The organism is Halopseudomonas xinjiangensis (assembly GCF_900104945.1).
Taxonomy (GTDB): domain Bacteria; phylum Pseudomonadota; class Gammaproteobacteria; order Pseudomonadales; family Pseudomonadaceae; genus Halopseudomonas; species Halopseudomonas xinjiangensis.
Window position 1 is genome coordinate 24,661 of sequence record NZ_LT629736.1, and the last position, 12,981, is coordinate 37,641.

Here is a 12,981-nt window from a genome sequence, read left to right on the forward strand (position 1 = left end):
TGATCCCAAGACCCATAGCAGAGTGGGTTTGGGTCGTGGCGTGTGCCGGCGGCACCGGGCTGCCCCGATGCTGGACACGCTGCAAGTACATCCCTGTAAGCTCGGCGGCGCCCGTCGGGCGCCGACGGTCCGCCACCGAGCTGGGCCGACACCGCTTCCGTTGCGGTGGTGCTGGAGGCAAGACCGAAACTCGAGTCAATTTTTCTGGGAGCTGAGATGACTACCGCACTAGAAGGCCTCAAAGTTCTCGACATGTCTCGCGTCCTCGCCGGCCCCTGGGCCGGCCAGTTGCTTGGCGATCTTGGCGCTGATGTGGTCAAGGTAGAGCGTCCGGGCGCCGGTGATGACACCCGGTCCTGGGGTCCGCCTTATCTCCAGGACCAAGAGGGCAGGGATACCTCCGAGGCGGCGTATTTTCTCTCAGCCAACCGCAACAAGCGCTCGGTTGCAATCGATATCACCCACCCTGGAGGCCAGGAGCGCTTGCGACGGCTGGCAACCACGGCTGATGTGCTGATCGAGAACTTCAAGGTGGGTGGGCTGGCGGCGTACGGGCTCGACTACGCATCGCTGCGTGAGCTCAATCCTCGCTTGGTCTACTGTTCCATCACCGGGTTCGGCCAGGACGGTCCGTACGCCCAGCGCGCCGGTTATGACTTCATGATCCAGGCGCTTGGCGGGTTGATGAGTATTACTGGCAGAGCTGATGACGAGGCGGGCGCGGGACCGGTCAAGGTCGGCGTCGCGGTCACCGATATCCTAACCGGGTTGTATGCGAGTAATGCGATCCTGGCGGCATTGGCCGAGCGGGAGCGTAGCGGGCAGGGCCAACACATCGACCTGGCCTTGCTCGATGTTCAGGTGGCTTGCCTGGCTAACCAGGCGATGAACTACCTGACGACCGGCCAGGCACCGGGTCGGCTGGGCAACGCCCATCCCAACATCGTGCCTTATCAGGATTTTCCCGCCTCCGATGGTGACTTCATACTCACCGTGGGAAACGACGCCCAGTTCCGCAAGTTCTGCCAGGTCGCCGAGCGTTCAGAATGGGCTGATGATTCGCGCTTCGCTACCAACGCGGCGCGCGTGGCGAATCGTGCGGAGCTCGTTCCGCTGATTCGCCAGGTGACTGTATTCCGCACTACGGCGCAATGGATCGCCGCGCTGGAACAGGCAGGGGTGCCCTGCGGACCTATCAATGACTTGAGCGAGGTGTTCGATGATCCGCAGATTCGTCATCGCCAGCTGAAGATCGACATGGCGCATCCGCTTGCTGGACAGGTTCCGCTCGTAGCGAACCCGATCCGGTTATCGCGCACGCCGATCAGCTATCGGCTGGCCCCGCCGCTGCTGGGGCAACACGACCAGGACGTATCGCTGGATTGGCTGCACCCGGCCCACCTGGCAAGGTAGGCCGCAACAAGCGCGAACGATCAGGGCACCAACAGTACCGGCCGATGGCTGCTTCGCGCCACGGCTTCGGCAGTGCTTCCTACCAGCAGGTCGGGGATGGGCGTGTTGCCGCGCTTGCCGATGATCACCAGAGCGGCACTCTCCTGGTCGGCGTAGGCTGTGAGCTTTTCGGCCGGGTCGCCAATGATTCGTTTGGATTCCAGATTCTTGAAGCGACGCTGGAAATCGTCAAGGAGCGGCTCCATACGTTCTTCGTCATGCTGGCCGGCATCGTCGTCTTTTACCCATACCACCTTGCTACCCGAGGCCGCATGCGCGAGCCCCTCGAACAGGCGCTGGGCGTTGCGCGCGGCATCCGAGCCGTCCGTAGCCAGAACCAGCGGAGCGTTCCGTTCGCCCGGCTTGCCATCGTAGGGAATGACCAGAACCGGCACGCGCGATACGCGTGCCAGATGCATGACCGAGTTGCCGAACAAGGCCGCGCGACCAGCGGAATGGCTGCGGTTGAGCGCGATGATCGCGTTTGCCTCATGCTTGCTGGCTGCTGCGGATAGCTCCGCCGCCGGGAAGCCATGCCGGACTTCATGATCGGCGGTGATGCCCAGTTTGCCGGAGAGTTCGTCTCCCAGACGCCGCAGACGGCTGTCGATGGCGGTGTCATTGTCTTCCAGATGGTGGCGCTTCTGCGGCTCGACGGCGTACACCAGGGTCATCCGCTCGATTTTCAACAGCTGAATGAGGTTGGGTAGATGGTCGTAGATCTTGTCCCACTCGTCCGAGTAGTCAACGCTGAGAATGCAATGCTTGAGCATGTATAGGCTCCTTCTGTCGTGTCTGGCACAAGGTATACCTACAGTGACTGCCGGGCTCCGGCGAAATTCAACCAGCCATGCGCCTGGGTCGTGTCAACGGCTCGAGACCGGCGGCGCCCCGGCGCATTCCGCCGCGATCCACCGCGTGGTTTCGCTGTGCTGGATTTCAACCGGTCCACCATCCATCCCGGGTTGGCCGGGCGGCATGTCGGGTATGTCCATCTCGTATACCCCGTTGCCCGTGAATCGGGAGCGCATCTCGCGTTCGCTGACCATCACCAGCTCGCCCTGCATATCGCCAGTGAATCCCTCGTTGCCGTCGCAGCGACCGGTGAAAGACAGCCTGGATTCACTGGCCTGATCTATTTCGATCTTGCAGTTCTGCATCTGCTGCCGGGCTTCGGCAAGTATCGCCTGAGGGTCGGTCATCTTGGCCGCCTGGTCGGCCGTTATGCATTCGGTCTGCACTCCGGGATCGCCCTGGTTGTCCAGCATCGTCTGCATCTGTGCACGTTGTTCTGCAGGCAGACTCTGTAGGGCCTGCTGTTGCGCGGCACGCATTTGCGCAACCAGATCCTGCCCGTTGATCAGCGTCCGTGCTTCGCTGCGCCAGAGTCCGGGCTCTGGCTGTGGGCGGATCGATTCGGCCGATGCGCTGGCACAGGCGATCGCAGCGACCGCAGTCGAAGCGATGGTTAACAGGTAGCGAGGCATGACGACTTCTCCGTTGACAAGGGGAGGCCGCAGGAAGGGGAGCGAAACCCCGTAAAGGAAGCCGGCCGAATGCCTTTCAGACCTTTGCGGGAGTCAAAGGTGCCGAGCGGAACCCCAGAACTGCGAACATAAAAAGCCCGGCAGGAGCCGGGCTTCGAGTCGATCAACGAGGACTGAACAGAGCGGGCTTTTCCCGCTGCGGACGGCTGTTCGATCGACCATTGGGGCGGGGCGCGGTAGCCGGTGCGGCAGCCTTGTTGCCGTTGGCCTGCAGGCGGCGCTCTTCTGCAACGCGGTCGAATGGTTCGTTGGCCGGACGGGCTGCGCGCTGCTCGCCGCTATTGCGGGCCGGGCGCGGCTGGCTGTTGCGACCGTTGCTCTGGCCACTGCCAGCGGGTTTGGCGTTAGCGCGGGGATTGTTGTTGCGCTGACCCCGACCGTTGGCCTGCGCGCCGCGCGGGCGTTCAGGGCGATCGCTGTTGAGATCGGCCTGAGCCGGCGGCTCGAAGCCATCCAGCGTGCCTTCGTCAATCCGCTGGCGAGTCATGCGCTCAATGGCCTTGAGCAGCTTTTCCTCGTCGGGGCTGACCAGCGACACCGCTTCGCCGCTGCGACCCGCGCGACCGGTCCGGCCGATACGGTGTACGTAGTCTTCCGACACGTTGGGCAGTTCGAAGTTGACCACGTGTGGCAGCTGATCGATATCCAGGCCGCGGGCGGCGATATCAGTCGCTACCAGCACGCGCAATTCATTCGCCTTGAAATCGGCCAAGGCCTTGGTGCGCGCATTCTGGCTCTTGTTTCCGTGGATCGCCGCGGCAGACAAGCCGTTCTTGTCGAGATACTCGGCGAGGCGATTCGCCCCGTGCTTGGTCCGGGTGAAGACCAGGACCTGTTCCCACGCGCCCTGAGTGATCAGGTGGGCGACCAATGCACGCTTGTGACCGGCCGGGACGCGATAGACTTTCTGCGCGATACGCTCGACGGTGGTGTTCGGCGGGGTGACTTCGATCCGTGCCGGGTTGTTCAGCAGACGGTTGGCCAGCTCGGTAATGTCCTTGGAGAACGTAGCCGAGAACAGCAGGCTTTGACGCTTGGTCGGCAGCTTGGCGATGACTTTCTTCACATCGTGAATGAAGCCCATGTCGAGCATGCGGTCAGCTTCGTCGAGAACAAGCGTCTCGACTTTGGAGAGATCGACGGCGCGTTGACCGACTAGGTCGAGCAGTCGGCCGGGGCAGGCGACGAGAATATCGAGACCCGGTGCAATGGCGCGGATCTGCGGATTCGGGCCAACGCCACCGAAGACGCAGGCGCTTTTCAACGGCAGTTCCTTGCCGTAAGCCAGGATGCTGGCGTGTACCTGCGCCGCGAGTTCGCGCGTGGGTGTGAGCACCAGTACGCGGACTTGCTTGGGCGTGCGGCGATAGGACGCATCCGCTTCGCCATTGGGAAACAGTTTTTCCAGAATCGGCAACGAGAAGCCGGCGGTCTTGCCGGTGCCTGTCTGCGCGGCGACCATCAGGTCGCGTCCTTCCAGGACGGCCGGTACGGCCTGTGCCTGAACGGGGGTAGGAGTGGTATAGCCAGTGGCTGCCACGGCGCGCACCAGCGCGTCGGACAGGCCGAGAGAAGCAAAGGACATTCAGATAACCCTGTGATGGCCAATGCCCGGTCAGAAGAAGTCTGAGCCCGGTTGGCCTGTGATGAAGAGCGCGGAGTATAACAGAAAGGTCGCCTGCGCGCGGATTCGTCGGGGCCGGCGGTCAGGGCAGGACGGTGCCCTGTGCTCCGGCATCGACCGCTTCGCCGTAGCGTTGCAGGATCGCTGCGTACTCTGCGGTTTGCTTGAAGGCGCGCAGCGCGGGGCCGAACGATTGGGCGAGTTTCTCCAGTGAATCGGAACGGTGAAACGCGAGATACAGTTTGCCGCTGCTGAGCGCCGTGGAGTGATGTGCCAGCTGGTCGGCTATGCCCAGCTGCTGAGCAAGATACAGCCCTACGCGACGATCCATCGCGACCATGTCGAGTCTGCCGCGTATCAGCTTCAACAGGTTGGCTTCGAAACTCGGCGCTGGTTCACGTATGAAGTGGGTCGCCTCGGTAAATTCGGCGCTGCTATAGGTGTAGCCGGGTGCGACGCCGATCGTCAGCCCGCTCAGGTCGGCCAGGCTGTCGAATGGATGGGGGCGGTCGCGGTGATAGAACAGAACGGTGTCGTTTGTCGATAGATGCTCGTCCGGGAAATACAGCGCTTCGATACGCTGCGCAGTCGGCACGATATCGAGGATGGCTTGAGCATCACCGAACTCTACAGTGCGCAGCGCGCGCTTCCAGGGGAGAAGGTCCCAGGTGACTTCATGCCCCAGCGCGCGCAGGACGTGCCCGGCTACTTCAAGATCCACCCCTGCAGGGCCGCTCCTGTCTTCGAAGACATAAGGCGGCCATGGCTCGCTGACGACTCGCAAGGCGTCGGCCAGCGAACTCGCGCTGTAGATCAGGCAGATTGTCAGCAGGCATCCAGTCAGCTTCATCAGCACTCCGTCAGGCGATAATGCCTAGCTGGTGCGCAGATTGCGCCACACCGCCAGGCTGGGTTCGGCCTGATTCAGAGTATAAAAGTGCAGGGCCGGTGCGCCACCTTTGATTAACTGCTGACACATGTCTGTGATCACATCGGTGCCGAAGGCCGCGATGCTGGCGCTGTCGTCACCGTAGGCTTCCAGCTGCTTGCGAATCCAGCGGGGGATTTCCGCGCCGCAGGCATCGGAGAAGCGCGCCAGCTTGCTGTAATTGGTGATCGGCATGATGCCCGGAATGATCGGAATCTCAACGCCGGCCTTGCGCACGCGCTCGACGAAGTAGAAGTAGCAGTCGGCATTGAAAAAGTACTGGGTGATTGCGCTGTCGGCGCCAGACCTAGCCTTGCGCACGAAGTGCTCCAGATCGGCCTCGAAGTGCCGCGCCTGGGGATGGGCTTCGGGGTAAGCGGCAACCTCGATGATGAAATGATCGCCGGTTTCCTGACGAATGAACTCGACCAGTTCGTTGGCGTAACGTAGCTCGCCGGAGGCCTGGCCCATGCCGGAAGGCAGATCGCCACGCAGCGCGACGATGCGTTTGATGCCTGCCTCACGATACTCGTTGAGCAGACTGCGCAGGTCTTCCTTGGAATCACCGACGCAGGATAGGTGCGGGGCGGTCGGCACCTTCACTTCCTGATCGAGTTGCAGCACGGTATTGCGCGTGCGGTCGCGGGTGGAACCGCCGGCACCGTAGGTAACGGAGAAAAATTCCGGGCTTTCCTGTGCCAATACGTCGGCCACGGCCATCAGCTTTTCATGGCCCGCGTCGGTCTTGGTTGGAAAGAACTCGAAGCTCACCGCTTGTGGGTTTGTTGTACTCATGATGTATCTCGTGCTCGCTTCAGTCTGCCGAGCCGGTCCTGAGTGGCGTGCGTCACGCCGCTCGGGACTGGTCGCTGGCAGCCGGAGCTGGTTTTAGTACCGGTAGGTTTCCGGCTTGAATGGACCTTCGACTTCCACACCGATGTAGTCGGCCTGCGTCTGGGTGAGACGGGTAATCACCCCGCCAAAGCCCTTGACCATCTCGGCGGCAACTTCCTCGTCGAGCTTCTTCGGCAACACCATGACCGTGACGTTCTTGGTCTTCTCGGCAACCGGCAGGTCAGCAAATTTACCGTTGAACAGGTGCATCTGCGCCAGTACCTGGTTGGCAAACGAGCCATCCATGATGCGGCTCGGGTGGCCGGTGGCGTTGCCCAGGTTCACCAGGCGACCTTCGGCGAGCAGGATCAGATAGTCGTCATTGGCGGTGTCGAGTGTTTTGCCGGTGCGGTGGATCTTGTGTACCTGCGGCTTGACCTCTTCCCAGCCCCAGTTCTTGCGCATGAAGGCGGTGTCGATCTCGTTGTCGAAGTGGCCGATGTTGCACACCAGTGCGCGCTTCTTCAGCGCCTTGAGCATGCCAGCGTCACACACGTTGGCATTGCCGGTAGTGGTCACCAGCAGGTCGATTTTGCCCAGCAGGGCGGCGTCGACGCAGCCATCGGTGCCGTCGTTGATGCCGTCCTTGTATGGGGAGACGACTTCGTAACCGTCCATGCAGGCCTGCATGGCGCAGATCGGGTCGACTTCGCTGACCTTGACGATCATGCCTTCCTGGCGCAGCGAGGCAGCCGAGCCCTTGCCCACGTCGCCGTAGCCGATGACCAGGGCCTGCTTGCCCGACAGCAGGTGATCGGTGGCGCGCTTGATGGCGTCATTGAGGCTATGGCGGCAGCCGTACTTGTTGTCGTTCTTGCTCTTGGTGACCGAGTCGTTGACGTTGATCGCCGGAATCTTCAGGGTGCCCTTCTTGAGCATGTCCTGCAGGCGATGCACGCCGGTGGTGGTTTCTTCTGTCACGCCGTGTACGCGCTCGAGTACCTGCGGATATTTGTCGTGCAGCATTTGGGTCAGGTCGCCGCCGTCATCCAGAATCATGTTGGCGTCCCATGGCTGGCCGTCCTTGAGGATGGTCTGCTCCAGGCACCATTCGTACTCTTCCTCGGTCTCGCCCTTCCAGGCGAATACCGGAATGCCCGCTGCGGCGATGGCGGCAGCGGCCTGATCCTGAGTCGAGAAGATGTTGCACGAGGACCAGCGTACTTCCGCACCCAAGGCAGTCAGCGTTTCGATCAGCACGGCGGTCTGGATGGTCATGTGGATGCAGCCAAGAATCTTCGCGCCCTGGAGCGGTTGTTCGCCGGCGTACTTGCTGCGCAGAGCCATCAGGGCCGGCATTTCCGATTCAGCGATGATGATCTCGCGGCGGCCCCAGTCGGCCAGGGAAATGTCGGCGACCTTGTAGTCGTTGAAGTCTTTATCGTTCATCACAGCACTCATGCGTGTTCTCCATTCGTAGTCAGCGAATGGGCGCGGTTGTTTCATGATTCAGTCCGGCCGAGCCTGACGAAGAGAGAGTTGCTGGGTCCGTCCCAGGGGCGAGGCCGTTCTCAATCTTCGCTGCAGCGCCCCTCGGTCGGGGTCGTTTACGGCGAACGCTCGGTGCGTCCGCTGGTCTGTCTCATCAGGCGCGTTATCATTGCGCCCGGTTTCTCTATGGAATGAAACGATGCCTCACGTCCCACTCCGCTCAATCTTTCTTCCGGCGATGCTGGTTCTCGCTGTGTCCGGCTGCAGCCGGGAAGCCGATCCGGATTCGCCGGAAGGCATGCGCCAGGCTGCGTTCAAGCAGCTTCTGTCTCACAGCGAACCAATGGCCGGCATGCTCAATGGTCGTATCGACTTCGACCCGGAGGTGTTTGCGATACATGCCCTGGCGCTGGACGAGAAGGCCGACGCGCCCTGGCACTATTTCCCCGACCCGAGCGACTCGGATCAACCTACAGCCGCGCGTGAATCGGTCTGGTCCGATGCTGACGGCTTTTCAGAGCGAGTCGAGCAGTTCCGCACCGCTACGTCACGGCTGGCGGAGGTAGCCCGCGACGGCATCGACTCGCCGGACGAAGTCCGCGAGCCGCTGCAGGCCGTGCAACAGGCCTGCAAGGCATGTCACGAAGGCTATCGCCAGTAAACCGGTTATTCCCGCTTACAGCTCGGCGCGCAGCGCCTCGACCTTGTCGGTCTTCTCCCACGGGAAGGCGGTGAAGGTTTCGCCCTTGACCGTCATCTCGAAGGGATTGCGGCCGAAGTGACCGTAGGCTGCGGTCGCGCGATACATCGGGTGCAATAGATCGAGCATGCGAGTGATGGCATACGGGCGCAGGTCGAAATGCTCGCGCACCAGCTTGATGATCTTGTCATCGGCAATTTTGCCGGTACCGAAGGTGTTGATTGATACCGAGGTCGGCTGCGCAACACCAATGGCGTATGAAACCTGAATCTCACATTTGTCAGCCAGGCCGGCGGCGACGATGTTCTTCGCCACGTAGCGGCCGGCATAGGCCGCGCTGCGGTCGACCTTGGACGGATCCTTGCCGGAGAACGCACCGCCACCGTGGCGAGCCATGCCGCCGTAGGTGTCGACGATGATCTTGCGACCGGTCAGGCCGCAGTCGCCCACCGGGCCGCCGATGACGAACTTGCCGGTTGGATTGATGTGGTACTGGGTGTCGGCGTGCAGCAATTCTTCAGGAATCACGTGCTGGACGATCAGCTCCATGACCGCTTCGCGCAGGTCTTTCTGCTCGACTTCGGGATTGTGCTGAGTCGACAGCACGATCGCGTCGATGCCGACCACCTGGCCGTTTTCGTAGCGGCAGGTGACCTGTGACTTGGCATCCGGGCGCAGCCAGCCAAGCAAGCCATTCTTGCGCACTTCGGCCTGGCGCTCGACCAGCCGGTGAGCGAAGGTAATCGGCGCAGGCATCAACACGTCGGTCTCGTTGCTGGCGTAGCCGAACATCAGGCCCTGGTCGCCCGCGCCCTGGTCTTCCGGCTTCTGCCGATCGACACCCTGGGCGATATCCGGCGACTGCTTGCCGATGATGTTGATCACGCCGCAGGTATCGGCGTCGTACCCGACCTCGGACGAGGTGTAGCCGATGTCCTTAATGACGCTACGCACCAGGTCTTCCAGGTCGACCCAGGCGCTGGTGGTGATTTCGCCACCGACGATCGCGACCCCGGTCTTCACCATGGTTTCGCAGGCGACTCGCGCGAACTTGTCCTCGGCGAGGATGGCGTCGAGTACGGCATCGGAAATCTGGTCGGCCAGCTTGTCCGGATGGCCTTCGGAGACCGATTCGGAGGTGAAGATCGAATAATCGCTCATGGTTTCATCCCTTCTTCAATGTTCGGGTTTGGCGAACTGCTGCAACTGGATCTGGAATCCGTTGCGCAATCCGATATATACGCTGCCACCGGCCAGCAGTCCGGCGTCTGCCGCCCAATGCGCCAGATCGTCCTGGTCGAAACCCAGCCACAGATCGCCGCAGCTGTCACGCACCCAGACCTGATCGTGGCTGCACAGCTCGGTCAGCACCAGGCTGCCGCCCGGTTTCAACAGGGCTGCGAAGCGTTTGATTGCTTCAGCTGGCGCAGGCATGTGATGCAAGACCATGTTGCAGATCACGCTGTCGGCTGGCGGCAACTGCAGCGGTGCCAGGGCATCCGCCAGCAGGCATTCGACGTTGTCCAGTCCCGCCTGTGCGCAGTGCTCTTGCGCCCGTTCGAGCATCGCCTCGGAGTTATCCAGCGCCACTACACGCTCGAAGCGTGTCGCCAGATCCGGCAGGAACCCGCCTTCACCGGGACCGACCTCAATCACCAGTTCGCGCGCGGGCAGCTCCAGCTCATCGATCAGACCGAGCAAGGGCTCACGATACAGCCCGAAGTGGGCGATCAGATCCTGTTGCGCCGGTGTGCCGGCAGCGAAGCGGGCAAAAAACTGCCGGGACAGATCGGCGCGCTGCGCATGGATGCGCTCGATTTCCGCTCGCAAATCGAGATCCAGCGGCATGGCATCGAGCGTTTCCAGCATCTGCCGGTGCAGCGGTTGCATCAGGCTGTCACCGACCGGCAGGCTGCGCCGGTAGAAAATCGAATTGCCTTCGCGCCGGGTACTCACCAGTCCTGCGTTGGCCAGCACCTTGAGGTGATGGCTCATGCCGGACTGGCGCATCTGAAAAATCTGCGCGAGTTCGAGCACGCCGAACGAGTCATTGCGCAGCACCCGCAATACGTCCAGTCGCAGCGAGTCGCCTGCCGCCTTGAAAAAGGCTGCCAGGTGATCGATCGGAGTGGCGTCGTCGCGCGTAGCTGCAAGCTGTGTCATGCAGCCGAGTGTAGTGAGCGACCTGGCTTCTCGCAAGCGCTATATCAAAAAGTTTTGATATAGCTGATTCCTTGCGATGGCGAGTTGATGTCGGCCCCGCGTTTCGATTGCCCGCCGACGCGGTTTGCGCGAAAATGCTGCCCTCTTATCTATGGCTGGCCGGATTTCTTCCGCCGGCAGCCCCATGCCTTGCCAGTCTCAGGAGTACCTCATGCCCAGCCGTCGTGACCGAGCCAACGCCATCCGTGCCCTCAGCATGGATGCGGTGCAGAAAGCCAATAGCGGCCATCCCGGCGCGCCGATGGGCATGGCGGACATCGCCGAGGTCCTGTGGCGCGATTACCTCAAGCACAACCCGGCCAATCCGAACTGGGCTGACCGCGATCGCTTCATCCTGTCCAACGGTCACGGCTCCATGCTGATTTACTCGCTGCTGCACCTGACCGGTTATGACCTGTCGATCGACGACATCAAGGATTTCCGTCAGCTGCACAGCAAGACGCCGGGCCATCCCGAGTTCGGCTATGCCCCGGGCGTCGAGACCACTACCGGTCCGCTGGGTCAGGGCCTGGCCAACGCGGTGGGCTTCGCGCTGGCAGAAAAGATCATGGCCGCGCAGTTCAACCGTCCCGGACACAACGTGGTCGATCACCATACCTATGTGTTCATGGGCGACGGCTGTCTGATGGAAGGCATTTCCCATGAAGTCTGCTCACTGGCCGGCACCCTGGGCCTGAGCAAGCTGATCGGCTTCTACGATGACAACGGCATCTCCATCGACGGGGAAGTGCATGGCTGGTTCACTGATGACACGCCCAAGCGCTTCGAGTCCTACGGCTGGCAGGTGATCCGCAATGTCAATGGCCACGATGCCGACGAAATCCGGATGGCGCTGGAAACCGCTCGCAAGAGCACCCAGCCGACGCTGATCTGCTGCAAGACCATCATCGGCTTCGGCTCGCCGAACAAGCAGGGCAAGGAAGAATCTCATGGTGCTGCGCTGGGCGATGCCGAAGTGGCAGCGACTCGCGAAGCGCTGGGCTGGAAGCACGGTCCATTTGAAATTCCCGCCGATATTTATGCCGAGTGGGATGCCAAGGATGCCGGCGCACGCGCCGAGGCCGAGTGGAATCAGCGCTTCGAGGCGTACAAGGCCGAGTATCCTGAGCTGGCGACCGAGTTTCTGCGCCGTATGGCCGGCGAGCTGCCGCTGGACTTCTCCGAAAAGGCTTCCGCTTTCATTCGTGACGTGGCTACAAAGGGCGAAAGCATCGCCAGCCGCAAAGCCAGCCAGAATTGCCTGAATGCCTTCGGCCCGCTGTTGCCGGAACTGCTCGGTGGCTCGGCTGACCTGGCCGGCTCCAACCTGACCTTGTGGAAGGGCTGCAAGCCGGTGGTGCAGGAAGATGCGTCCGGCAACTACATCTACTACGGTGTTCGCGAATTCGGCATGAGCGCGATCATGAACGGACTGGCGTTGCACGGCGGTCTGATCCCGTACGGCGCGACCTTCCTGATGTTCATGGAATACGCTCGCAACGCCGTACGCATGTCGGCTTTGATGAAGCAGCGCGTGTTGTATGTGTTTACTCACGATTCGATCGGTCTGGGTGAAGACGGCCCGACGCACCAGCCGGTCGAACAACTGACCAGCCTGCGCACCACACCGAACCTGGACACTTGGCGTCCGGCCGATACCGTCGAGTCGGCCGTGGCCTGGAAGTATGCGGTCGAGCGTAAGGACGGCCCGAGCGCGCTGATCTTCTCGCGCCAGAATCTGCCGTACCACATCCGTGACAACGAGACCGAAACGTCCATCGCGCGCGGTGGCTACATCCTCAAGAACTGCGAAGGCGAGCCGGAGCTGATCCTGATTGCCACCGGTTCCGAAGTCGGCCTGGCCATGCAGGCCCAGGCGAAGCTGGCCGAGCAGGGGCGTCGCGTTCGGGTGGTTTCCATGCCCTGTACCAGCGTGTTCGAGCAGCAGGACGCGGCCTATCGGCAGCAAGTGCTTCCGTTGGAAGTCGGGGCGCGCATCGCTATCGAAGCTGCTCATCCGGACTACTGGTACAAGTACGTGGGCCTGGATGGTCGAGTGATCGGCGTGAACACCTTTGGTGAATCGGCTCCCGCCGGCGTACTGTTCGAGGAATTCGGCTTCACCGTCGACAATATTCTCGCGGTCGCCGACGAACTACTCGAAGACTAAACCCGCCGCCGCCAGGCGGGGTTCGGATGCAGG

General features: G+C 61.8%; 10 protein-coding genes, 1 pseudogene and 1 riboswitch. Of the genes and pseudogenes, 3 read left to right on the forward strand and 8 right to left on the reverse strand.

The window, feature by feature from the left end:
• The first annotated feature begins 216 nt into the window (after nucleotides 1–216).
• The gene (locus tag BLT85_RS00125) at nucleotides 217–1,413 is read left to right on the forward strand and encodes a CaiB/BaiF CoA transferase family protein (protein WP_093390952.1); all 1,197 of its coding nucleotides are present in this window, start codon (nucleotides 217–219) and stop codon (nucleotides 1,411–1,413) included.
• A gap of 20 nt (nucleotides 1,414–1,433) precedes the next feature.
• On the opposite strand, the gene BLT85_RS00130 is transcribed toward BLT85_RS00125, so the two are convergent.
• The 6 genes and pseudogenes from BLT85_RS00130 to ahcY all read right to left on the reverse strand — a co-directional run bounded on the left by BLT85_RS00130 (nucleotide 1,434) and on the right by ahcY (nucleotide 7,846).
• Nucleotides 1,434–2,225 (reverse strand): universal stress protein, encoded by a 792-nt coding sequence (locus BLT85_RS00130; RefSeq protein ID WP_093390955.1) that lies wholly within the window; start codon nucleotides 2,223–2,225, stop codon nucleotides 1,434–1,436.
• 93 nt (nucleotides 2,226–2,318) lie between these two features.
• Nucleotides 2,319–2,939 (reverse strand): DUF3617 domain-containing protein, encoded by a 621-nt coding sequence (locus BLT85_RS00135; protein ID WP_093390959.1) that lies wholly within the window; start codon nucleotides 2,937–2,939, stop codon nucleotides 2,319–2,321.
• 414 nt (nucleotides 2,940–3,353) lie between these two features.
• A pseudogene (locus BLT85_RS00140) lies at nucleotides 3,354–4,584 on the reverse strand (DEAD/DEAH box helicase); the annotation flags it as partial.
• A gap of 121 nt (nucleotides 4,585–4,705) precedes the next feature.
• A complete protein-coding gene (locus tag BLT85_RS00145) occupies nucleotides 4,706–5,473 on the reverse strand; it encodes a substrate-binding periplasmic protein (protein ID WP_093390966.1) in 768 nt (255 codons plus the stop codon).
• A 24-nt stretch (nucleotides 5,474–5,497) separates the two neighbouring features.
• The gene (gene metF / locus BLT85_RS00150; RefSeq protein WP_093390970.1) at nucleotides 5,498–6,346 is read right to left on the reverse strand and encodes a methylenetetrahydrofolate reductase [NAD(P)H]; all 849 of its coding nucleotides are present in this window, start codon (nucleotides 6,344–6,346) and stop codon (nucleotides 5,498–5,500) included.
• Nucleotides 6,347–6,439: 93 nt separating this feature from the next.
• Entirely contained in the window at nucleotides 6,440–7,846 is a 1,407-nt protein-coding gene (gene ahcY, locus BLT85_RS00155) for an adenosylhomocysteinase (protein WP_093390974.1), read from the reverse strand.
• Between the two features lie 21 nt (nucleotides 7,847–7,867).
• A riboswitch (S-adenosyl-L-homocysteine riboswitch) is annotated at nucleotides 7,868–7,986 on the reverse strand.
• A gap of 89 nt (nucleotides 7,987–8,075) precedes the next feature.
• Between ahcY and BLT85_RS00160 the strand changes: the two genes are divergently transcribed.
• Nucleotides 8,076–8,537, forward strand: coding sequence for a c-type cytochrome (locus BLT85_RS00160; protein ID WP_093390976.1), 462 nt, complete (start codon nucleotides 8,076–8,078; stop codon nucleotides 8,535–8,537).
• A 15-nt stretch (nucleotides 8,538–8,552) separates the two neighbouring features.
• Here BLT85_RS00160 and metK read toward each other — a convergent pair whose 3' ends face one another.
• Together metK and BLT85_RS00170 are read right to left on the reverse strand one after the other, a co-directional pair.
• Nucleotides 8,553–9,737 carry a methionine adenosyltransferase gene (gene metK, locus BLT85_RS00165; RefSeq protein ID WP_093390981.1) on the reverse strand — a complete coding sequence of 395 codons (1,185 nt, stop codon included), beginning with the start codon at nucleotides 9,735–9,737 and terminating at the stop codon, nucleotides 8,553–8,555.
• A 15-nt stretch (nucleotides 9,738–9,752) separates the two neighbouring features.
• Nucleotides 9,753–10,739: an ArsR/SmtB family transcription factor gene (locus BLT85_RS00170; protein ID WP_093390984.1), complete on the reverse strand. Its 987-nt coding sequence runs from the start codon at nucleotides 10,737–10,739 to the stop codon at nucleotides 9,753–9,755.
• A gap of 211 nt (nucleotides 10,740–10,950) precedes the next feature.
• Here BLT85_RS00170 and tkt point away from each other — a divergent pair, with 211 nt between their 5' ends.
• The gene (gene tkt / locus BLT85_RS00175; protein ID WP_093390986.1) at nucleotides 10,951–12,948 is read left to right on the forward strand and encodes a transketolase; all 1,998 of its coding nucleotides are present in this window, start codon (nucleotides 10,951–10,953) and stop codon (nucleotides 12,946–12,948) included.
• The last annotated feature ends 33 nt before the right edge of the window (nucleotides 12,949–12,981 follow it).

Excerpts from the sequence above, each read along its gene's own strand:
- BLT85_RS00125 (WP_093390952.1), top strand. The coding sequence starts at position 217 with ATGACTACCGCACTAGAAGGCCTCAAAGTTCTCGACATGTCTCGCGTC.
- BLT85_RS00130 (WP_093390955.1), bottom strand. The coding sequence starts at position 2,225 with ATGCTCAAGCATTGCATTCTCAGCGTTGACTACTCGGACGAGTGGGAC.
- BLT85_RS00135 (WP_093390959.1), bottom strand. The coding sequence starts at position 2,939 with ATGCCTCGCTACCTGTTAACCATCGCTTCGACTGCGGTCGCTGCGATC.
- BLT85_RS00145 (WP_093390966.1), bottom strand. The coding sequence starts at position 5,473 with ATGAAGCTGACTGGATGCCTGCTGACAATCTGCCTGATCTACAGCGCG.
- metF (WP_093390970.1), bottom strand. The coding sequence starts at position 6,346 with ATGAGTACAACAAACCCACAAGCGGTGAGCTTCGAGTTCTTTCCAACC.
- ahcY (WP_093390974.1), bottom strand. The coding sequence starts at position 7,846 with ATGAGTGCTGTGATGAACGATAAAGACTTCAACGACTACAAGGTCGCC.
- BLT85_RS00160 (WP_093390976.1), top strand. The coding sequence starts at position 8,076 with ATGCCTCACGTCCCACTCCGCTCAATCTTTCTTCCGGCGATGCTGGTT.
- metK (WP_093390981.1), bottom strand. The coding sequence starts at position 9,737 with ATGAGCGATTATTCGATCTTCACCTCCGAATCGGTCTCCGAAGGCCAT.
- BLT85_RS00170 (WP_093390984.1), bottom strand. The coding sequence starts at position 10,739 with ATGACACAGCTTGCAGCTACGCGCGACGACGCCACTCCGATCGATCAC.
- tkt (WP_093390986.1), top strand. The coding sequence starts at position 10,951 with ATGCCCAGCCGTCGTGACCGAGCCAACGCCATCCGTGCCCTCAGCATG.